Source organism: Arsenophonus endosymbiont of Aphis craccivora (genome assembly GCF_013460135.1).
GTDB classification, from domain to species: Bacteria; Pseudomonadota; Gammaproteobacteria; order Enterobacterales; family Enterobacteriaceae; genus Arsenophonus; species Arsenophonus nilaparvatae.
Window position 1 is genome coordinate 2,242,412 of record NZ_CP038155.1, and the last position, 20,056, is coordinate 2,262,467.

The 20,056-nt window shown below is 39.0% G+C and carries 23 protein-coding genes, 1 tRNA gene and 3 pseudogenes; 18 read left to right on the plus strand and 9 right to left on the minus strand.

Annotated features, from left to right (window positions below):
• Positions 1 to 60 precede the first annotated feature (60 nt).
• Positions 61 to 474: pseudogene (locus tag E3U36_RS11360) on the plus strand (CoA-binding protein).
• 51 nt (positions 475 to 525) lie between these two features.
• Here E3U36_RS11360 and hspQ read toward each other — a convergent pair.
• Entirely contained in the window at positions 526 to 846 is a 321-nt protein-coding gene (gene hspQ, locus E3U36_RS11365; protein ID WP_180816595.1) for a heat shock protein HspQ, read from the minus strand.
• Positions 847 to 1,047: 201 nt separating this feature from the next.
• On the opposite strand from hspQ, the gene yccX reads away from it, so the two are divergent.
• On the plus strand, positions 1,048 to 1,335 hold the full coding sequence (gene yccX / locus E3U36_RS11370; protein WP_180816596.1) for an acylphosphatase: 288 nt from the start codon (positions 1,048 to 1,050) through the stop codon (positions 1,333 to 1,335).
• 4 nt (positions 1,336 to 1,339) lie between these two features.
• On the opposite strand, the gene tusE is transcribed toward yccX, so the two are convergent.
• Complete coding sequence (gene tusE / locus E3U36_RS11375; RefSeq protein ID WP_180816597.1) at positions 1,340 to 1,669, minus strand: sulfurtransferase TusE; 330 nt, start codon at positions 1,667 to 1,669, stop codon at positions 1,340 to 1,342.
• A gap of 182 nt (positions 1,670 to 1,851) precedes the next feature.
• Here tusE and E3U36_RS11380 point away from each other — a divergent pair.
• Positions 1,852 to 1,939 (plus strand) — tRNA-Ser (locus tag E3U36_RS11380).
• 781 nt (positions 1,940 to 2,720) lie between these two features.
• On the opposite strand, the pseudogene E3U36_RS11385 reads toward E3U36_RS11380, so the two are convergent.
• Positions 2,721 to 3,598, minus strand: a pseudogene (locus E3U36_RS11385) (IS5 family transposase).
• Between E3U36_RS11385 and E3U36_RS11390 the strand changes: the two are divergent.
• The 8 genes from E3U36_RS11390 to fur all read left to right on the plus strand — a co-directional run bounded on the left by E3U36_RS11390 (position 3,592) and on the right by fur (position 9,167).
• Positions 3,592 to 3,834: a hypothetical protein gene (locus tag E3U36_RS11390; RefSeq protein ID WP_202881823.1), complete on the plus strand. Its 243-nt coding sequence runs from the start codon at positions 3,592 to 3,594 to the stop codon at positions 3,832 to 3,834. The pseudogene E3U36_RS11385 and the gene E3U36_RS11390 overlap by 7 nt on opposite strands.
• Before the next feature lie 8 nt (positions 3,835 to 3,842).
• Complete coding sequence (locus tag E3U36_RS13295) at positions 3,843 to 4,310, plus strand: biotin/lipoyl-binding protein (RefSeq protein ID WP_369412942.1); 468 nt, start codon at positions 3,843 to 3,845, stop codon at positions 4,308 to 4,310.
• Between the two features lie 3 nt (positions 4,311 to 4,313).
• On the plus strand, positions 4,314 to 5,192 hold the full coding sequence (locus tag E3U36_RS11395) for an HlyD family type I secretion periplasmic adaptor subunit (protein ID WP_369412971.1): 879 nt from the start codon (positions 4,314 to 4,316) through the stop codon (positions 5,190 to 5,192).
• 180 nt (positions 5,193 to 5,372) lie between these two features.
• Positions 5,373 to 5,930 (plus strand): ABC transporter transmembrane domain-containing protein, encoded by a 558-nt coding sequence (locus E3U36_RS13300; protein ID WP_369412943.1) that lies wholly within the window; start codon positions 5,373 to 5,375, stop codon positions 5,928 to 5,930.
• A gap of 49 nt (positions 5,931 to 5,979) precedes the next feature.
• Positions 5,980 to 7,353, plus strand: coding sequence for an ATP-binding cassette domain-containing protein (locus E3U36_RS13305; protein ID WP_369412944.1), 1,374 nt, complete (start codon positions 5,980 to 5,982; stop codon positions 7,351 to 7,353).
• Between the two features lie 182 nt (positions 7,354 to 7,535).
• Positions 7,536 to 7,817 (plus strand): LexA regulated protein, encoded by a 282-nt coding sequence (ybfE, locus tag E3U36_RS11405; protein WP_180816598.1) that lies wholly within the window; start codon positions 7,536 to 7,538, stop codon positions 7,815 to 7,817.
• A 192-nt stretch (positions 7,818 to 8,009) separates the two neighbouring features.
• Entirely contained in the window at positions 8,010 to 8,540 is a 531-nt protein-coding gene (gene fldA / locus E3U36_RS11410) for a flavodoxin FldA (protein WP_180816599.1), read from the plus strand.
• A gap of 159 nt (positions 8,541 to 8,699) precedes the next feature.
• Positions 8,700 to 9,167 carry a ferric iron uptake transcriptional regulator gene (gene fur, locus E3U36_RS11415; protein WP_180816600.1) on the plus strand — a complete coding sequence of 156 codons (468 nt, stop codon included), beginning with the start codon at positions 8,700 to 8,702 and terminating at the stop codon, positions 9,165 to 9,167.
• 76 nt (positions 9,168 to 9,243) lie between these two features.
• On the opposite strand, the gene E3U36_RS11420 is transcribed toward fur, so the two are convergent.
• The 3 genes from E3U36_RS11420 to E3U36_RS11430 form a co-directional block, all read right to left on the minus strand.
• Entirely contained in the window at positions 9,244 to 10,068 is an 825-nt protein-coding gene (locus E3U36_RS11420; RefSeq protein WP_180816601.1) for a Tle-like phospholipase domain-containing protein, read from the minus strand.
• A 123-nt stretch (positions 10,069 to 10,191) separates the two neighbouring features.
• Positions 10,192 to 11,115, minus strand: a complete 924-nt coding sequence (locus E3U36_RS11425; protein WP_180816040.1) for an IS5 family transposase — start codon at positions 11,113 to 11,115, stop codon at positions 10,192 to 10,194.
• A 446-nt stretch (positions 11,116 to 11,561) separates the two neighbouring features.
• Entirely contained in the window at positions 11,562 to 11,750 is a 189-nt protein-coding gene (locus tag E3U36_RS11430; RefSeq protein ID WP_180816602.1) for a hypothetical protein, read from the minus strand.
• Between E3U36_RS11430 and E3U36_RS11435 the strand changes: the two genes are divergently transcribed.
• The gene (locus tag E3U36_RS11435) at positions 11,744 to 12,598 is read left to right on the plus strand and encodes an IS5 family transposase (protein ID WP_180816603.1); all 855 of its coding nucleotides are present in this window, start codon (positions 11,744 to 11,746) and stop codon (positions 12,596 to 12,598) included. The genes E3U36_RS11430 and E3U36_RS11435 overlap by 7 nt on opposite strands.
• A gap of 385 nt (positions 12,599 to 12,983) precedes the next feature.
• On the plus strand, positions 12,984 to 14,393 hold the full coding sequence (locus E3U36_RS11440; protein WP_238337457.1) for an insulinase family protein: 1,410 nt from the start codon (positions 12,984 to 12,986) through the stop codon (positions 14,391 to 14,393).
• 198 nt (positions 14,394 to 14,591) lie between these two features.
• On the opposite strand, the gene yhjD is transcribed toward E3U36_RS11440, so the two are convergent.
• Entirely contained in the window at positions 14,592 to 15,539 is a 948-nt protein-coding gene (gene yhjD / locus E3U36_RS11445) for an inner membrane protein YhjD (protein ID WP_439647296.1), read from the minus strand.
• Between the two features lie 72 nt (positions 15,540 to 15,611).
• Entirely contained in the window at positions 15,612 to 16,004 is a 393-nt protein-coding gene (locus E3U36_RS11450; RefSeq protein WP_180816604.1) for a DUF1090 domain-containing protein, read from the minus strand.
• Between the two features lie 65 nt (positions 16,005 to 16,069).
• Between E3U36_RS11450 and E3U36_RS11455 the strand changes: the two are divergent.
• Positions 16,070 to 16,609: pseudogene (locus tag E3U36_RS11455) on the plus strand (transposase); the annotation flags it as partial.
• A gap of 308 nt (positions 16,610 to 16,917) precedes the next feature.
• On the opposite strand, the gene E3U36_RS11460 reads toward E3U36_RS11455, so the two are convergent.
• Complete coding sequence (locus E3U36_RS11460) at positions 16,918 to 17,379, minus strand: DNA polymerase III subunit psi (RefSeq protein WP_238337561.1); 462 nt, start codon at positions 17,377 to 17,379, stop codon at positions 16,918 to 16,920.
• Between the two features lie 165 nt (positions 17,380 to 17,544).
• On the opposite strand from E3U36_RS11460, the gene E3U36_RS11465 reads away from it, so the two are divergent.
• The 4 genes from E3U36_RS11465 to E3U36_RS11480 all read left to right on the plus strand — a co-directional run bounded on the left by E3U36_RS11465 (position 17,545) and on the right by E3U36_RS11480 (position 20,000).
• Positions 17,545 to 18,468: an IS5 family transposase gene (locus tag E3U36_RS11465; protein WP_180816606.1), complete on the plus strand. Its 924-nt coding sequence runs from the start codon at positions 17,545 to 17,547 to the stop codon at positions 18,466 to 18,468.
• A gap of 62 nt (positions 18,469 to 18,530) precedes the next feature.
• Positions 18,531 to 18,710 carry a hypothetical protein gene (locus tag E3U36_RS11470; RefSeq protein ID WP_180816607.1) on the plus strand — a complete coding sequence of 60 codons (180 nt, stop codon included), beginning with the start codon at positions 18,531 to 18,533 and terminating at the stop codon, positions 18,708 to 18,710.
• On the plus strand, positions 18,700 to 18,840 hold the full coding sequence (locus E3U36_RS11475; RefSeq protein ID WP_180816608.1) for a FliH/SctL family protein: 141 nt from the start codon (positions 18,700 to 18,702) through the stop codon (positions 18,838 to 18,840). The genes E3U36_RS11470 and E3U36_RS11475 overlap by 11 nt, the downstream gene beginning before the upstream one ends.
• 407 nt (positions 18,841 to 19,247) lie before the next feature.
• Positions 19,248 to 20,000: a DUF481 domain-containing protein gene (locus tag E3U36_RS11480; protein ID WP_238337459.1), complete on the plus strand. Its 753-nt coding sequence runs from the start codon at positions 19,248 to 19,250 to the stop codon at positions 19,998 to 20,000.
• The last annotated feature ends 56 nt before the right edge of the window (positions 20,001 to 20,056 follow it).

Sequence of the window (20,056 nt, forward strand, 5' to 3'; positions counted from 1 at the left end):
ACTTTATTGCGATTTATATCATAGTTTAGTAATTATTTTTAAATTATGGAGTTGTTGTAAATGGATGATTCGAAACTGACAGATATTTTAACTAAAGTGAAATTTATAGCATTAGTTGGCGCTAGTGATAAAGTTGACCGCCCAAGTTATAAGGTAATGAAATACCTTATAAATCAAGGATATAATGTGACCCTTGTCAGTCCAAAACTAGTAGGCAAAGAATTACTCGGTCAAAAAGTTTATGCCCATTTAGTTGATATTCCATATCCAATTGATATGGTTGATGTTTTTAGAAATTAAGCCGATGCCTTTGAAGTTGCCGAACAGGCAATAGCAATTAATGCAAAAGTAATTTGGCTACAATTAGGTGTTATTAATCAAGAGGTTAAAAAGATGGCTGAGCGAGCAGGATTAGCGGTGGTGATGAAAGCTTGCCCTAAAATAGAGATACCTCGCTTAGGCTTAGAGAAATAGATCAAGGAAGATGATAGACTAACCATCTCCATTGATTATATTTAAAATTAGTTAATTACGTAATTGTGGGGCTCTAAGTTGAGTTTTAATTGATTCCGACAGCTCATCTAACGATGACTGTTCTGGGTGTTCATCAGACGTTTCATAAGTAATCTGGGCTTCAGCCAGATAAGTGTGAATAGGTTCACCATTATCATCTTCCATAACGACATGGTACCAGGGAGCTGAGCGTAGAGCTGTATTAGCTGCAATATCGTCATCCTGTGGTTTATCCAGGGAGTATTCGGCGTCAACATCTACGATTACTCCAAGATAACCCAGGAGTTTGTGCCTTACTTGTTGCCCAATACTAAATTTACTGGTAGTCATCATAGCTACCTCCTAGAAGCCTTGCATATTCTATAGGTAAGGATATGTGGGTAATAATATAAATTTCAAGCAGGTCACTCTGTTACGCTAGTTTCTTAATAACTCTAATCCATGCAGATTAAAAACTCTATACTATGAGAGTATCTGTTGTTTACACAAAAAACAATATGTTGAAGTTATTATTTATTATAAGAGAGCACTAAAATGCGAAAGATAGGTAGAAATTACTATATATATGGGCGAGTTCAGGGTGTAGGGTTTCGTTATCATACCTTGCATTGGGGCAAAGAACATGGACTATATGGTTATGTTTATAATCGTTATGATGGTAGTGTCAACATAAAAGCTTTTGGTACATTACAGCAAATTCAGCAGCTAGAGGATTGGCTAAAAGCTGGTGGGCCAGTGGGTGCTAAAATTGAATATTATCAAAGTGAAGAGTGCCATGTTGAAAAAGAGGTAGTAGATTTTCATATTCGACACTCGCTGTGATAACTCAAATACATTTTACTGGCTTAGGTAAACCTGCAAGTTTTGTTGCTTGTTTCGCTGGTCCTTTTGGAAAAAGGCGATAAAGATAGCGGCTATTACCAATATCCTCACCATATTTTTTAGCAATTGCCTTTACTAACATACGAATAGACGGCGAGGTATTGAATTCGAGATAAAATTCACGAATGAAGCGAATAATTTCCCAGTGTTGCTCAGTTAATGTAATATTCTCTTGTTTGGCTAGTAGATATACCATGGATTCACACCATTCTTGGCTATTTTTAAGGTAACCATCGCCATCAGTGTTAATTTCACGACCTTCAAATATAAACATATGATATTTCTAAGCTTAAAAAAATGGATGGTTAATTTAACAAAATTGAACTCTTTACCCAAGTATATTAGTAAAATGCCGATAAATTAAGCGAATAATCACTTAATAGCATAAATATATAGCGATTAAATTATATAAGGCTTTACAACCATTCAAGCTGTGTTTATAGTTCTTGGCATTGTGGAGGGGTGGCCGAGCGGCTGAAGGCAGCGGTCTTGAAAACCGCCGATGGGAAACCATCCGAGAGTTCGAATCTCTCCTCCTCCGCCATTTTCGTTTTAGTCGCGTCTTTTAAACACAGACGAATCTTTATCAATCCAACAAATTAGTAAATTCCATTGTGTACAATGGGTTATTGCAATCTTGCTACAATTTATTATATCGAATTGTTCACTGTCATTTTTATCCCATCGATCTATAAAGCTATTTGATATGTTTAGTAAGCTCATTTAGTCAAATTGATATTTACAGAAACCAGAATTAAATAGATAACGCTAAACCAATAAGTCATTAATGAAGATTCAATGAGTCTCATTTTATGTAAAAGAATGTTTTATTATTCTTTTGAGAAAAAGTTTTGCATTAAATTTAACCTGAAAGATATCATATAAATAATGGACAACTGTCAGTTTGTTTGAATTTGGTTAATAATTTTAACTTGTTTATATCGTAATTAAAATATTAACGATTTGACTTCGAGCCAAGAAAGCCAGTTGTAGGAATAAGATCAAGATTAAAATGAGAATCTTTTATTTCTGTTAATTTTAGAGCAATACCTTCTTCATTTTCTGGTTTAAATTCTAAAACCTTTAACTTTTTAGTGATATCATTGTACTTAATCTTTTGTATAGCCTTTAGAGATTAAAATAGCATTATCATTACGTTGAATAATATAATCTAAAATTATTGATTCCTGCTGAATCATCAATTTCTATTGTTGCATATTTATCATCGGGATCAGCAGGACTCACTGAATCAATTTTTATGGTTTTACCGGCTTTGTTGAATAAATCAGAATTAGCCGCCAGGATGGCTCCCTCTGCTACAGCTGTTATCCGATCCTGACGCTGTGTGGCATACCCAACAACGTCATACGGTTCAGCGCTTTGACCATCGCCATTGCTTCACCTACCTGAGCCTCATAGTCACGCAGCCTCAGATGGCCACCCAGCAAAGTTTTTATGCGGAACATCGCTGTTTCTGCCACTGAACGCCGGTGATAACCCACTTTCTTTTTCCACATATCATTACTCCTGCTCAGACGCTGATTCGCCACCGCATGGTTACGTTCATGGTACTTGTCCGGCCAGTATTTCGCTCCGCTTCGCGGCGGGATAAGGGGCCTGATTTTCTTTCTTAGCAACGCATCGTGGCAGTAACAGGCGTCATAAGCACCGTCTGCTGACACTTCCCTGATTTTCCGGTGGGTTTGGTTAATCAGGCCCGGCAGTGCCTGCGCATCTGTCGTTCCGCTGAGCGATAAGTCGGCACAGATAATCTCATGATTCACACTGTCTGCTGCCTGACTTTCCATTCACCTTCGCCAAAGACCTTCAGACCGGTACTGTCGATGACCAGATGCGAGATTTCACCACGCGTTGGCGTTTTTATGCTGATGTTGACGCTCTTTGCTCGTCTGCTGACCAGCGAGTAGTCCGGACAGCACAGCGGCTAAGACATGAGTTTAAAAATCGAATCAACGAAGCCCTGTAATGCCCGGAGCGACAGGTTAAACACACGCTTCATCATCAGGACAGTGGTAACAGCCATATCGCTGTAGTAAAGCGGCCGGCCACGACCTTCAGGCGAAGAACTGTCAGTCCATCCAGCGATGGCCGACTCATCAAGCCAGACCGTCAGGGAACCGCGTTGTCTGAGTGCCTTGTTGTACGCGGGCCAGTTGGTAATTTTAAACTTTTGCTTTGCCATGGGGACCTGATGTTGAAACGAATTTAGCGATCAGCTCTGCCAATCACCTAAAAGTTCGATTTATTCAACAAAGCCTTACTATTGCACACCGCTTATCAACGGTTAGTCATCACCATTATATTATTGTCTTGGATCGAGGCAAAATTATTGAGCAAGGAAGCCATACACAATTATTGCAACTTAAAAAACATTACCACTATCTGTGGTCATTACAACAATCGTTAAAGCAGCAGTAGGACACTTCATGACAAATCGTATTACACGGAAGTTAAAGCAGTTTTTCCCGCCATATAATTATGACTTCTTGCCCCCACATCTGGCGTTGATGAATAGCCCGCCATCACCTTTTGCACGTTTAACCGCACTGACCTTAAGTATCGGTGTTGTTATTACTATTGGTTGGGCCTACTGGGGACAATTAGATGTTCAAGCCACCTCAACCGGACGACTTATTGTGTCGGGGCACTCACAAGTTATTCAAGCTTATGAGCAGAGCCGATTAACTGAATTACATGTGAAAAACGGCCAACATGTGAAAAAAGGGGAACCGTTGCTCACCCTTGACGCATTGGGTGTTAGTCAGGATATCATCGGTATTTCATATCAAATCGAGTATCATACAATTGAAAAATTGCTTTATCAATCGATACTGGAAAACAAAATTCCGCACCAACAACTCACCTTTCATCAATTAACAAAACGACAACAATAAAAAATCAGCCAAAACTATCATCATGAAAAAGCCCAATTTGATGCGCAAATCGCTAGTTTAACCTCTGAGATTGAAGTTAATCATTCATCACAAACAGCAAAAAACAATGATCTTAATGTGCTTTTTTTATTAAAAAAGAATATCGAACAGCGTTTAGAAGCACGTCAAACCTTAAGTCAAAAACAGATGATCAGTAAATCAGAATATTTAGAGCAGGAAAAAGAATTATTAGAAACTAAGCGCTTAATTGCCCAACAAACATCTGAGTTGAATATCTTAGTTTCACAAGAAAAAAACCTAAAAGAGCGACTCACTGCATTTCAATCGCAAAAACACCATGAATGGAATGATAAAAAAAAGCAGTCAGAGATCCAGCTGTCAATACTAGAACAAGAATACGCAAAATTTGATGAACGAGAGCAGTTAGAAATTGTACGCTCACCGGTTACTGGCACCTTTCAACAGTTAACCATTTATACTTTAGGCGCAGTATTACAACCAGCACAAAACTTGATGGTCATTGTACCAGATAACGATGTGCAAATTGCTGAAGTTAAGATCTTAAATAAAGACATTGGTTTTATTCGCCCTGGGCAAAACGTCACCGTTAAAGTTTATGCCTTCACTTATACCCGTTATGGTACTATCGAGGGTGAAGTATTATCAATTTCCCGTGATTCAGCCCAAGATGAGCAATTAGGACTTATCTTTCCCGCGCAAATCATCCTGAAACAAAATAATCTGATGGTTGATGGTCATTCAATTGATATCACACCAGGCATGTCCATTGTGGCAGAAATCAAAACCGATAACCGGCGTGTGATTGATTATCTCTTAAGCCCAATTAGTGAATATCTGTCCGAATCAATGCGGGAGAAATAAGCGATGGAAACTTTTTCTAGCGTAGCAATAGCTAATAACGCCACTAACCAAGCCCTAGATGCAATAATCTGGCTGAGTAAACAACTGAGTAAATCCATCACAATTGAACAGTTAACCCACTCCTTAGGATTAGAATCTGAACATCTAACTGACTAGCAGTTACGAGAGTGTGCGGATTATATGCAATTAAAAAGCAAAGTAAGCTTTTTTACACCAGCTGAACTGGAACATATTCCGTTACCCGCTTTAATTGAAATAGAAGGCGTATGGTGGATATTGACCAATATAACGCAACAAATTATTGAAGTAATAAATCCGTGTTCAGAGAAAACATTAACTTTTCCTCATTATAATAAGCCCAAAAAACCAATCAAATTTAAAGTACTGCTCGTGGCGGAAAAAAAATTAACTGCTAAAAAAATCAAGTTTGGATTAGATTGGTTTTCCCCTTCAGTTCTTAGGCAAAATAAACAACTAAGAGATATTTTTATACTCGCCAGCGTTGTACAAATATTTGCTCTTATTCACCCAATTCTTTTTCAACATCTGATTGATAAAGTCTTGGTAGGACGCAGCCTAAATAGCTTACATGTTTTAGCATTTGCCTTTGTCTCATTAGCAATAGCCGAACCTATTTATAGTTTTATTCGTAATAAAATTTTTAATCATACCTCTGGCCAAATTAATGCTGAGTTATCCGGCCGCTTATATCGTCATTTATTAGGAACTGCCGCTTGACTATTTTAAACAGCGACAAACAGGGCAAATTATTGCCAGAGTTCGTGAGATGTCGCAAATTAGGCAATTTCTCACTGGCTCAACATTAATGCTGTTTATCGATCTATTTTTTGTCACATTATTTATTGTCGTGTTATTCAACTACAGTGCCCAACTTGCTGGCATCGTCGTTGGTTCATTGGTTATCTATTTTATCTTTTGGCTATTAATTGGCCCGATTATTCGTAAACGGGTAGAAAAAGAGTATGAAGCTCAAGCCGATAATACCACTTTTCTTACTGAAACAATCACGGATATTGAAACCGTTAAAACAACAGCCACCGAGAATAGGTTTTTACAACGCTGGCAAAAAATCTTAAGTCACCAATTACAAAAAAGCTTTCAGGTACAAAAAAGCAGTATCATTGCCAGTCAAATTATTACACTGGTCAATAAAATAACTACTGCTATTCTATTATGGTTTGGTGTTAAAGCCGTTATGCAAGGCCAACTTAGTCCTGGAGAATTAATTGCTTTTAATATGCTTAGCGCACATGTTACTCAACCGATCCTTCGTCTGGCGCAAGTATGGCAAGATTTTCAGCATACTCTTATCGCCCTTAAACTTGTTGGTGATATTCTTGATGAACCTACTGAATTTGGCCAAAAGGGGTTAGCCAATACAGCATCTATTAATGGTAATATTGAATTTAATCATATCAGATTTCGTTATGCTAACGACATGCCAGAAGTATTGCAGAACCTATCCTTGTCAATTAAGGCCGGACAATTTATCGGTATCACAGGCCCTTCAGGATCAGGAAAAAGTACCTTAACAAAGTTATTACAACGACTTTATGTTCCTCAGCAGGGTCAAATTACTATTGATGGTATGGATCTGGCTGTCGCCGATCCCGTTGCTTTACGTCTTAATATGAGTGTAGTACTTCAAGAAAGTATTTTGTTTGCAGGCTCGATAGCAGATAATATCCGCTTAAGCCAACCGGCAGCTTCTGACGAAGCCATGACCCAGGCAGCACAAATAGCAGGCGCACTGGATTTTATTCAACAACTTCCTCAAGGTTTCAATACGCAGTTAGCAGAGAGAGGTATGAATTTATCAGGAGAACAACGGCAACGTATAGCACTTGCCCGAGCTCTGTTAACACAACCACGGATTTTAATTCTTGATGAGGCCACTTCTGCACTAGATTCTGATTCAGAAGCCGCTATCATGAAAAATATGCATTATTTGTCTACTGGTCGAACTGTTATTAGTATTGCCCATCGCCTCAATACCATTCGTCATGCTGATAAAATTTGTGTGATTAATGAAGGTCAAGTGATTGAATTCGATAGCCATGATAATCTACTCAAGTTAAATGGGTTTTATGCTCAACTCTGGCATCAACAAATAGGAACAATAACAAAAATTAACGCTTAAAAATAACGCCAGTCGCCAGTAAGATCACTTTTTATACGTTTTACTGGCTATTGCTAACTTCAGTTACTCACTAATAGGCTGCTTTATCAATTGAGTATATTTTATCTGTTAGTAGCGATAGTTATCATGCTAGGGTATGATTGGTTTAAGTAACTAGCAAATTTCCATCAACATTTAAATTTATGGCAAAAGAGCAGACTGATCGCACAACCCGGGATTTATTCGCCGATGAACCTAGACCAGGGCGTCCAAAAACCAATACTTTATCTCGACATGAACAATTAAAAATTAATAAACGTAATCAGTTAAAACGTGATAAAAGCAACGGTTTACGCCGTGTCGAACTAAAAATCAATGAGCGTGCTGTTGCGGCATTAAATATGCTAGCTCAAGAACAAAAAATAAGCCGTAGTGAATTAATAGAACAAATATTGCTGACACAATTAGCAAAGAAAAACCGATGAATTGCAATTTTACTGATTTATTTTGCCTAAAACACACAAAATTGACAGAATTATGCCGTTATTTTCGTCAAAATAACGGTTATTAAATTATTTATTAATCAATCGTTATTATATTTGCTATTACTACTGTTAATAACGATAAGATAAGATAACAAAACAACTCAAAGTAAAATTAAGAGGTTTATTTACTTTATGGCAATCATAGGTATCTTCTTCGGCAGTGATACTGGCAATACAGAAAATATTGCCAAAATGATCCAAGAAACCCTTGGCGGCTCTGATATTGCTGACATTCATGATATTGCTAAAAGCAGTAAAGAGGATATTGAAGCATTTGATATTTTACTATTCGGTATTCCTACCTGGTATTATGGTGAAGCACAGTGTGATTGGGATGACTTCTTTCCGACATTAGAAGAAATTGATTTTACCAATAAGCTAGTAGCTATTTTTGGTTGTGGCAATCAAGAAGATTATGCGGAATATTTCTGTGATGCTATGGGTACTGTGAAAGAGATTATTGAACCTAATGGTGCTATCATTGTTGGCCATTGGCCAACAGAAGGTTACCACTTCGAAGCATCAAAAGGGCTCGCTGATGACTCTAACTTTATTGGCCTTGCCATTGATGAAGACAGGCAGCCGGAACTAACCGCTGAGCGAGTGGAAAGCTGGGTAAAACAAATATCTGAAGAGCTAAATTTACAAGCTATTATCGATTGATAGCTTTCAATATTTTTTGTATATGATAATTCCTGCAAATTGTGTAATGATATTATGACATATATAATTGTAAAATTAGTTTGAAATAAACAGTATACTACTGTTAACGATGTTTTGATATTATTGAATTCACTGCTAATGCAACAAGGTAGGATCCGCATGACCGACAACAATAAAGCATTGAAGAATGCAGGGCTTAAAGTAACACTTCCACGTTTAAAAATTTTAGAGGTATTACAAGAGCCTGAATGCCATCATGTCAGTGCGGAAGATCTCTATAAAAAACTCATTGATATGGGGGAAGATATTGGCCTCGCAACGGTTTATCGTGTTCTAAATCAATTTGATGACGCAGGTATTGTTACTCGTCATAATTTTGAAGGCGGTAAATCGGTTTTTGAGTTGACACAACAACATCACCATGATCACTTAATTTGCTTGGATTGTGGTAAAGTCATTGAATTCAGCGATGAATCCATTGAGACACGACAAAAAAATATTGCGGAACGTCATGGCATCAAGCTCTCTAATCACAGTCTCTATCTATATGGACATTGCTCCAAAAAAGATCATTGTGATGAAAACGATTTGGGCCACCCTGCCAGCAATAGTAAAGAAGAAAAATAACCCAGCCTATTATTATTTTTGTTATTAATCAGTTAAAAATAAAAGGAGAATTGCAGTCCAATTTCTCCTTTTATTTTCAAGTTTGTAGCGCATAAATAAGACTATGCTTGACATAATTTGAATGTGCCGCTAAAAAGTTGTCTTTTTTGTTCGTTGCTTGGGGAATAATATTAATTTTACCAATATGATCAACCGCAAAAAATTTATCCATCTTCGGAATAACATCACCTTCGACATAATGATGATTGACATTATGCATAGCCTTCTCTAAATCTAAACTACCATGTTGCTTTAACAAATCGCGCTGTAAACCTCGGCCAAATTGAGCACTGCTAAAACATTCCGCCAAAATAATATTTTCTTTGCTAGATACCTTCAGGGCTGCATAAGCAGCTAAACCACCACCTAATGAATGACCACTGGTTGAAAGCCTGTATCCATTCCATTCCCCATCCATTTGAACCAATTGTTCCAGATTATGCATTAATTGCGCAGCCTGCTTATAGCAAGCTGGAACACCACCAAATACATTATGAACATTCGCCTCGCATTGCTTAATAAAATTATTAATATTTTTTATATAACGCGGAGCTCCAACGCTCACTCCATGACCGCTGGTTGTACCACCAAATACCAATCGAATTTCCCGCTCAACCTTATTGCGAAAGATATAAGCCACCAATCCAGTATGACTATCTTCTAATAGACCATCTTGTGGATAAAGTTTTATATTAGTCATTTTAGACACAAACCTTGCCAATTCACGATCAATTCCCCACAGGGTTGCTTCTAAAATTGTAAAGTCACGATTGTAAACAAAATCAGCCAATAGAGCATTATGATAACGTTGCTCACTGCTGGCTTTATCTATTGGAAAACTTAATTTTTGACAAGTATGCAAACCCTTTAATGGTCTTTTTTGTACCGATATAAAAGCATCACGGTTATAAATACTTTTTAATGGACAGGGCTTTGTTGAATAAATCAGAATTAGCCGACAGGATGGCTCCCTCTGCTACAGCTGTTATCCGATCCTGACGCTGTGTGGCATACCCAACAACGTCATACGGTTCAGCGCTTTGACCATCGCCATTGCTTCACCTACCTGAGCCTCATAGTCACGCAGCCTCAGATGGCCACCCAGCAAAGTTTTTATGCGGAACATCGCTGTTTCTGCCACTGAACGCCGGTGATAACCCACTTTCTTTTTCCACATATCATTACTCCTGCTCAGACGCTGATTCGCCACCGCATGGTTACGTTCATGGTACTTGTCCGGCCAGTATTTCGCTCCGCTTCGCGGCGGGATAAGGGGCCTGATTTTCTTTCTTAGCAACGCGTCGTGGCAGTAACAGGCGTCATAAGCACCGTCTGCTGACACTTCCCTGATTTTCCGGTGGGTTTGGTTAATCAGGCCCGGCAGTGCCTGCGCATCTGTCGTTCCGCTGAGCGATAAGTCGGCACAGATAATCTCATGAGTCACACTGTCTGCTGCCAGATGAAGCTTGCGCCACACTCTTCGTCTGTCAGCCCCATGCTGCCTGACTTTCCATTCACCTTCGCCAAAGACCTTCAGACCGGTACTGTCGATGACCAGATGCGAGATTTCACCACGCGTTGGCGTTTTTATGCTGATGTTGACGCTCTTTGCTCGTCTGCTGACCAGCGAGTAGTCCGGACAGCACAGCGGCAAAGACATGAGTTTAAAAATCGAATCAACGAAGCCCTGTAATGCCCGGAGCGACAGGTTAAACACACGCTTCATCATCAGGACAGTGGTAACAGCCATATCGCTGTAGTAAAGCGGCCGGCCACGACCTTCAGGCGAAGAACTGTCAGTCCATCCAGCGATGGCCGACTCATCAAGCCAGACCGTCAGGGAACCGCGTTGTCTGAGTGCCTTGTTGTACGCGGGCCAGTTGGTAATTTTAAACTTTTGCTTTGCCATGGGGACCTGATGTTGAAACGAATTTAGCGATCAGCTCCGCCAATCACCTAAAAGTTCGATTTATTCAACAAAGCCCATTAAAAATCTTTCTTTATATAATGAAGAGTATATAGGGAGATTTTACTTATTTTTATCATTTCAAATGATAGTTAATAACTTAATACACCATATAATTTACTTAAATAATTAGCATTTGATAAGCTAGCGAAGTTAAGCTATAACTGGGATCCCCGGTGTTTTTAACGGCAATTACAACTATCAAAAAACGATAGCAAAATAGGTTAATATGATTAAATGAGAGCAAATTAGCTGAAAAAGATTAAAAAACATTCATTAAGAATATTGTTATTTTAAAAAATAATAAAAACAACGACACCCATTTTAAGAAAAAATAATGTAATTTAAATTTAACAATATAAAAACATTGAGTATTTTCGGTATGCAATTTAACCAGTAAGTATTATATGTATACAAAAGGAAATACTAATGTCTATGATAAATAACAACAATGTTATCTTAATGGTTGCATTAATTAGTGACTTGCATGCTGAGTGGCTTTGTTGAATAAATCGAACTTTTAGGTGATTGGCGGAGCTGATCGCTAAATTCGTTTCAACATCAGGTCCCCATGGCAAAGCAAAAGTTTAAAATTACCAACTGGCCCGCGTACAACAAGGCACTCAGACAACGCGGTTCCCTGACGGTCTGGCTTGATGAGTCGGCCATCGCTGGATGGACTGACAGTTCTTCGCCTGAAGGTCGTGGCCGGCCGCTTTACTACAGCGATATGGCTGTTACCACTGTCCTGATGATGAAGCGTGTGTTTAACCTGTCGCTCCGGGCATTACAGGGCTTCGTTGATTCGATTTTTAAACTCATGTCTTTGCCGCTGTGCTGTCCGGACTACTCGCTGGTCAGCAGACGAGCAAAGAGCGTCAACATCAGCATAAAAACGCCAACGCGTGGTGAAATCTCGCATCTGGTCATCGACAGTACCGGTCTGAAGGTCTTTGGCGAAGGTGAATGGAAAGTCAGGCAGCATGGGGCTGACAGACGAAGAGTGTGGCGCAAGCTTCATCTGGCAGCAGACAGTGTGACTCATGAGATTATCTGTGCCGACTTATCGCTCAGCGGAACGACAGATGCGCAGGCACTGCCGGGCCTGATTAACCAAACCCACCGGAAAATCAGGCCCCTTATCCCGCCGCGAAGCGGAGCGAAATACTGGCCGGACAAGTACCATGAACGTAACCATGCGGTGGCGAATCAGCGTCTGAGCAGGAGTAATGATATGTGGAAAAAGAAAGTGGGTTATCACCGGCGTTCAGTGGCAGAAACAGCGATGTTCCGCATAAAAACTTTGCTGGGTGGCCATCTGAGGCTGCGTGACTATGAGGCTCAGGTAGGTGAAGCAATGGCGATGGTCAAAGCGCTGAACCGTATGACGTTGTTGGGTATGCCACACAGCGTCAGGATCGGATAACAGGTGTAGCAGAGGGAGCCATCCTGGCGGCTAATTCTGATTTATTCAACAAAGCCATCAGTAACCTGTATTAAACAACTATTTTTGACCATAATGTATTTAATAAAATTCGATAGATATCAAATAATCTGTCAAAAAACGTAGTGGTGAACTTTAAGCTTAACATGGTAATCTTAGAGATCTAAAAACATCCCAAATCTTATGAGATTTAACCAGAGATCGGCTGTCTAAGCCCTGAGGTGGTACTTTCCGTTAAAAATAAATGTGGCATTTGACGGTTAAATCCAACAATGAACAACAAGAGGTTTGCATGCAGGGCATAAAAATTCGGTATTTTATTGGTGGCGCACTAATGGCTTTGTCCAGCCAACTGCCGGCAGAAACTTTGCAACCTGATCCTGCCTGGCATCAGGGTAAATTAGATAATGGTTTTTCCTGGCAACTATTGCAAACTCCACAGCGGCCGAATGATAGGATCCAATTGCGGTTAATTGTCAAAACGGGTTCAATGGTAGAAACTGCAAGTCAGAGAGGCTTTACCTATTTGATCCCCAAAATGGCACTGTTTCACAGCAAAACTTTAAGTAGTTCGCAATTACAACAGTTATGGCACAATGCGATTGATCCAGCAGCCCCGATCCCTCCGGCGATTGTCTCTTATGACGTAACTCTTTATAACCTAAGCTTACCTAACAATCGACCTGAGTTACTGAAAGAGGCACTGCAATGGTTGGCAGGCTCGGCAGCGGGTAGCCAATTTGATAAAAAATCATTAATGATGGTAACGTCGTTACCAAAGCGTATGGTAGTAACACATCCAGCTAATGTAAAAGATCCTTTATGGCGAGCGAGAATAAAAGGATCAACCTTAATTGGTCATGAACCGGGAGCGATGCCAGTTACACCGGTTAAGTTAGAAGAAATTAACAAATTTGTTCAACAATGGTATACACCTGACATAATGACGCTTTATGTCGCTGGCCATGTTGATAACCGTTCATTGACCGAAAATATTAATCAGATTTTTTCAGCACTTAGTGGAAAACGTTCTATGCCGGTTACTGTGGCGGCGCTACCCGTTCTTCCACCACAAATAATTAATTTAACCAGCTTGGATCCAGCAAAAGATTCTTTATCGTTGACTTGGGATTTTGGTTGGCGAACGATTAACGATTCTGAAATGTTAAAGCGTTATTGGCTTGATGATTTAGCCAGAAAGGCTATTTTTCGTTCAATTAAACAATCTTTTGACAAAAAATATGGCAAACTTGTTGGATTGAATATGGATTGCCGTATTCAATATCAGCGAGCGAGCTGTGCATTATTAGTATCGGCTGCGCCTGAAAAAATGAAGAGTGTATCCGAAAGCTTGTTAGCAGAGTTATCTGCTATTAACAATAAAGGTATTTCTCAGGCCATATTTGAGCAAATAGTACAAGAAAAACAGCAGCAATTAGATCAGCTGTTTGCGGCTTATGCCAGAGTAAGTACTGACATATTAATTAATCAGCGGCTGATTTCACAACAAAATAGTGTCATAGATATTGCCCCGGAACAGTTTCAACGTTTAAGGCAAGCTTTCCTGGCAGAATTAACATTAGCTGTAATGACTGAAGATGCTAAACGGTTGGTTGCGCACGAGCCTACCTTTATTTTATCTCAACCAGTGGATAAAAGGCGATTAGATATTGAACAGCTTAGAAATAAGTTTAAACAGGTTCTTTGGGCGGCAGTGGCTGCATCCGCAACGGAACAGGAAGTAAATGACAGCTCACCTGTTACCAGCTTTAATTAATCATGATAAAAAAGCATAACTCAATGGTAATAAAGATATTTGGATATCATGAACAGGTAGCTATCATCTTAAATAAATAGGGTTATGCAGCAAATAGTTACTGATGATTATTTTTTCAGCAATATTTATATAGCAGAATTGTTGGATTTCATTGCTAACTTTTTATTACTAATAAGTTAACAAGTAATAGTTTTATTATTACGCTGGTTTATCTGTGGCTATCCAGGCAGCACAGAAAAGGGTCAAACGGGCAAAAAAGTAGAAAAAAGCAATAAGACTAATAACTGAACCAAATGCTGCACCTGATGGTGAGCTCGCTAGGTTAGGCAATACCCAAGTCATAATAGATTTGAGTATTTCAAAGCCAATAGCGGCAATTAATGTTCCTTTCAGTAACGAAATACGGCGAAATTGTTTATGAGGTAAGATCCAAAAAATCCACAGGAACAATAGATAATTTGCCATAATTGAGATGGTTAAGCCGACTATTGTCCAAATTGGACGTAACCATTCAATAGCATCAAGATGCAATAGACTAACCAGTGTTGCTTGTGCCGAGCCGGCAATAGAAGTTAATGTAATGGTGATAACTAAGGCAATTAATAAGCCGATAAGAAAAAGAAAATCACGAAAATAGCGAAAAAAAATGGATTCTTTCTCATCTTCGTTTCTTTCCCAAATATCATGAGATTGCGCCAAAATAGCTTGACGAAGGTTATTAACCCAATTAACACCAGAATAAAGTGCAATCGCTAAACCGGTCAAACCGACGGCTGTACGTTGGCGAATAGCAGTATCGATACTTCTTTCCAGCGTTTGGGCTAATGTTGGATCACTAATGCTTTTTGATATACCACGGATCAATTTTTCCAGCAAATCGGGATTGGAGGCTAATATAAAGCCAGTTGCAGCAAAGGAAAACATAAGGACAGGGATCAAAGAGAGAAAAGAAAAATAGGTAATAGCGGCACCAAATTGGTTGCCCATACGGTCATTAAAACGTTCTGCCGCGCGGATTAAATGGGCAATAAATGGAATATTACAGATAACATCAACCCACTTCTTTGAATAGGTTAATGCTTTTTTACCACTAACAACACTTTTGCTCAATGTGTTTTTCACCTTTTTGCTCTCCTTAGGCTGCATGGCTATCATTTGCTGAAAATTATTTTTAAGCATGACCTACTTTTATTTAAATCCGTTTAATTTGTTGATGATTTATTTACTTGCTTTTAATATTTCCTCTGCTTTATGCAGTTCAATTTTAGCTTGTTGCAGTTTTTGTTGCTGCTTACTAATTTTATTCTTATCTCCTTTTGCTTGTGCCTCTTTCAAGTCAACTTCACGTTCTCTAACTTTTAAGCGTTTTTTCTCAACTTCATTTTTATTTTTTTGATATATAAACTCAGAGCTACAATTATTCTCTAAATTTTTTAAAGCCGTTTTTAACCCATCAATTTTATCTTGATTATTATCTTTTTTAGCATATTCGATTTGGGACTGTAATGTTTGTTTTTTTATTTCACACAACTTTATTTGTTGGTTAGCAAATACCAGGTTACTACCAAGCATAAATGCAATACAATATATGGATAATGATATTTTTCTCATCGTCTATTCACCTTTTATTGGGCTTTGTTGAATAAATCGAACTTTTAGGTGATTGGCGGATCTGAAGCATAAAAACGCCAACGCGTGGTGAAATCTCGCATCTGGTCATCGACAGTACCGGTCTGAAGGTCTTTGGCGAAGGTGAATGGAAAGTCAGGCAGCATGGGGCTGACAGACGAAGAGTGTGGCGCAAGCTTCATCTGGCAGCAGACAGTGTGAATCATGAGATTATCTGTGCCGACTTATCGCTCAGCGGAACGACAGATGCGCAGGCACTGCCGGGCCTGATTAACCAAACCCACCGGAAAATCAGGCCCCTTATCCCGCCGCGAAGCGGAGCGAAATACTGGCCGTACAAGTACCATGAACGTAACCATGCGGTGGCGAATCAGCGTCTGAGCAGGAGTAATGATATGTGGAAAAAGAAAGTGGGTTATCACCGGCGTTCAGTGGCAGAAACAGCGATGTTCCGCATAAAAACTTTGCTGGGTGGCCATCTGAGGCTGCGTGACTATGAGGCTCAGGTAGGTGAAGCAATGGCGATGGTCAAAGCGCTAAACCGTATGACGTTGTTGGGTATGCCACACAGCGTCAGGATCGGATAACAGGTGTAGCAGAGGGAGCCATCCTGTCGGCTAATTCTGATTTATTCAACAAAGCCTCTCTCCTTATTAAGGTAGTTTAATATTAAAAATAGATTCTAATACTTTATAAAAATAATTAATTACAAAATAGGATTATCACATTAGACAATTTATGCTTATAAAAGGTAAGCTAAATAATATTATATAACAAGCAACTTAAACTCACTGGTATAAAAATTTAAATTAATATTTGATAAGTTAATATTATTTATGAAAGTGAATAATATAAAGGATGACTGATGTTTTCAATAGCAAAAGCAGAGACTAAATCAGTTTGTTCTAAATTCGAAATTATTTTCATGCTGGCATATTTGCGCCCACAAAGCGCGTTTTGACTGAGGATCAGAATAAATTTCTGGCAATGGTAAAGTATGAATAACCCATGTTTTTGAACTAACAGGTAATTGTTTGCCTATGATCCAGCAAGGCCAAAGAATTTCTTTTGGTAACAGCGATACCTCTTTAGTTAATAAACAGCATACCTGACGACTGTCTATCATCATCGCTCGTAAAATATCTTTGACAAAAAGGTTACCTAAATCAATGCGTTCATCAGCGATGATAATTAATTGGGTAGCGTCAGGAATACACACTGCATGTTCACCACACAGTAGCGCAGGATCGCGTAATGTCCATTGCACAATTCCCATCTGCTTTAGTAATTGATCTCTAATCGTCATCAAACTACTCCACCACAATATATACCAAGCCACCATATCAAACCGAGTCATATAAATCAAAATAATAACATTGCAAAACCTAGCAATATAAACACAATTACTCTTTCTCTCTAACTATATTTATTTGTTGAATCTAAACTGGGCTTTGTTGAATAAATCGAACTTTTAGGTGATTGGCGGAGCTGATCGCTAAATTCGTTTCAACATCAGGTCCCCATGGCAAAGCAAAAGTTTAAAATTACCAACTGGCCCGCGTACAACAAGGCACTCAGACAACGCGGTTCCCTGACGGTCTGGCTTGATGAGTCGGCCATCGCTGGATGGACTGACTGTTCTTCGCCTGAAGGTCGTGGCCGGCCGCTTTACTACAGCGATATGGCTGTTACCACTGTCCTGATGATGAAGCGTGTGTTTAACCTGTCGCTACGGGCATTACAGGGCTTCGTTGATTCGATTTTTAAACTCATGTCTTTGCCGCTGTGCTGTCCGGACTACTCGCTGGTCAGCAGACGAGCAAAGAGCGTCAACATCAGCATAAAAACGCCAACGCGTGGTGAAATCTCGCATCTGGTCATCGACAGTACCGGTCTGAAGGTCTTTGGCGAAGGTGAATGGAAAGTCAGGCAGCATGGGGCTGACAGACGAAGAGTGTGGCGCAAGCTTCATCTGGCAGCAGACAGTGTGACTCATGAGATTATCTGTGCCGACTTATCGCTCAGCGGAACGACAGATGCGCAGGCACTGCCGGGCCTGATTAACCAAACCCACCGGAAAATCAGGGAAGTGTCAGCAGACGGTGCTTATGACGCCTGTTACTGCCACGATGCGTTGCTAAGAAAGAAAATCAGGCCCCTTATCCCGCCGCGAAGCGGAGCGAAATACTGGCCGGACAAGTACCATGAACGTAACCATGCGGTGGCGAATCAGCGTCTGAGCAGGAGTAATGATATGTGGAAAAAGAAAGTGGGTTATCACCGGCGTTCAGTGGCAGAAACAGCGATGTTCCGCATAAAAACTTTGCTGGGTGGCCATCTGAGCCTGCGTGACTATGAGGCTCAGGTAGGTGAAGCAATGGCGATGGTCAAAGCGCTGAACCGTATGACGTTGTTGGGTATGCCACACAGCGTCAGGATCGGATAACAGCTGTAGCAGAGGGAGCCATCCTGGCGGCTAATTCTGATTTATTCAACAAAGCCGAAGAGATGCGAAAAATTATTGCTAATTATGAACCTGATGAACTTTTATATAAAAATATCAGCCAAAATCTTGCGCTTGTTCATCAACATAAAAAAGTTATCTTACGCATTTCACCTAAGCAAGTTAATTTTTTGCAAAGTAAATTAACCGAACTACATAAAATACAACCAGAAATTGAGTATTGAGTATATCGACATTGTTGAAGATCCGAGATTAGAAGAGAAAGATTGTATTTTAGAAACTGAAGTCGGTATGTTAAATGCCACTATTGAGAGTCAATTAAATGCAATAAAGCAAGCCTTACTAGGAAAATAAACATTGTTTTAATTAATACCAGTAGATAAAAAATTAAATAATAGTATTTTCCTGCCCTAATTCATTTTCCTCACCCGGCAATGATAACTAGCTTTCAGATTTATAGTGAATCTTTTATAAGAAAATTCCTATTTTTTTGATTTTTTAAATAATTGAAATAAATCGATCACTAAATAGTGAATTAATTTTTTATTATAGATTTTAATAAATTAAATTACCATTTAGGCTTCAAATTGATCAATAAAATACTGATTAAAATATATTTCAGTATTTATCCAGTTAATTTAATAAAATGACAATAATCAAACATTGCTGGCATAAAAGCACAATTTTATATATATTGGAGGATTATAAAACTACATTATTCGTTTAATGTAGATAACATGCAAGTAATAATAGGAGCACGCATGATCACCTTTGATAAAAAATTTTTATGGATGACATTTTTTATTAGTCCTCTTGCGATAGCTAATGATAGCCTATTTACCGTAATGGATGACCCTGCAACGGCAAAAAAAGATATTGAAATGTCAATCTCAGGTGGTTATCAAGTACAAACAGAAAACTCAAAGAGTTCAAACTTAACAGCAAAATCAGCACTAACACTCTATTCTTCAAACTTAGCTTATAGCTTTTGGGGAAATGCTACCAACAACTCATCCAATGATAAAAGATCATCGGAAACCTATCAGTTAGGCGCCAGGACTCGATACAATTTAACTAAATATGATTATCTATTCGGCCAAGCTAGCTGGTTAACTGATAGATATAATGGCTTTGATTCTAAAGACGTATTTGCCGTGGGCTATGGCCGACAAATATTTGATGGCCCCATTCATTCACTAAAAGTTGAAGCTGGCCCAAGTGTCAGATATGAACATTTTACCAGTGGTGGCCATGAAATAACAGGATTAGGCTACATTGGTGCAAACTATGAATGGAAAATTACTGATAATACGTCATTTAAACAAGGTATATCATTTTTTACCCGACGCAGCAATGACTCTTCCGCTATCTCAGAAACTGCCTTACAAGTTGCCATGAGTGAACGGCTGTCACTCAATTTGATCTACAACGTTAACTGGAATGATAATCCTCCGCTCTCGACACCAAAAAGGATCAGCACCAAAACATCCATCCAATTAGGTTATGCTTTCTGATAAATCGATTATTAATATTAATTACTAAAATCGATAGACCTATCTAATTAGGTATA

Bases quoted from the DNA above. Each gene is read 5' to 3' on its own strand.
- hspQ (WP_180816595.1), bottom strand. From the start codon at position 846: ATGATGACTACCAGTAAATTTAGTATTGGGCAACAAGTAAGGCACAAA.
- yccX (WP_180816596.1), top strand. From the start codon at position 1,048: ATGCGAAAGATAGGTAGAAATTACTATATATATGGGCGAGTTCAGGGT.
- tusE (WP_180816597.1), bottom strand. From the start codon at position 1,669: ATGTTTATATTTGAAGGTCGTGAAATTAACACTGATGGCGATGGTTAC.
- E3U36_RS13295 (WP_369412942.1), top strand. From the start codon at position 3,843: ATGACAAATCGTATTACACGGAAGTTAAAGCAGTTTTTCCCGCCATAT.
- E3U36_RS13300 (WP_369412943.1), top strand. From the start codon at position 5,373: ATGCAATTAAAAAGCAAAGTAAGCTTTTTTACACCAGCTGAACTGGAA.
- E3U36_RS13305 (WP_369412944.1), top strand. From the start codon at position 5,980: ATGTCGCAAATTAGGCAATTTCTCACTGGCTCAACATTAATGCTGTTT.
- ybfE (WP_180816598.1), top strand. From the start codon at position 7,536: ATGGCAAAAGAGCAGACTGATCGCACAACCCGGGATTTATTCGCCGAT.
- fldA (WP_180816599.1), top strand. From the start codon at position 8,010: ATGGCAATCATAGGTATCTTCTTCGGCAGTGATACTGGCAATACAGAA.
- fur (WP_180816600.1), top strand. From the start codon at position 8,700: ATGACCGACAACAATAAAGCATTGAAGAATGCAGGGCTTAAAGTAACA.
- E3U36_RS11425 (WP_180816040.1), bottom strand. From the start codon at position 11,115: ATGGCAAAGCAAAAGTTTAAAATTACCAACTGGCCCGCGTACAACAAG.
- E3U36_RS11435 (WP_180816603.1), top strand. From the start codon at position 11,744: ATGGCAAAGCAAAAGTTTAAAATTACCAACTGGCCCGCGTACAACAAG.
- yhjD (WP_439647296.1), bottom strand. From the start codon at position 15,539: ATGCAGCCTAAGGAGAGCAAAAAGGTGAAAAACACATTGAGCAAAAGT.
- E3U36_RS11450 (WP_180816604.1), bottom strand. From the start codon at position 16,004: ATGAGAAAAATATCATTATCCATATATTGTATTGCATTTATGCTTGGT.
- E3U36_RS11460 (WP_238337561.1), bottom strand. From the start codon at position 17,379: ATGACTCGGTTTGATATGGTGGCTTGGTATATATTGTGGTGGAGTAGT.
- E3U36_RS11465 (WP_180816606.1), top strand. From the start codon at position 17,545: ATGGCAAAGCAAAAGTTTAAAATTACCAACTGGCCCGCGTACAACAAG.
- E3U36_RS11470 (WP_180816607.1), top strand. From the start codon at position 18,531: ATGCGAAAAATTATTGCTAATTATGAACCTGATGAACTTTTATATAAA.
- E3U36_RS11480 (WP_238337459.1), top strand. From the start codon at position 19,248: ATGATCACCTTTGATAAAAAATTTTTATGGATGACATTTTTTATTAGT.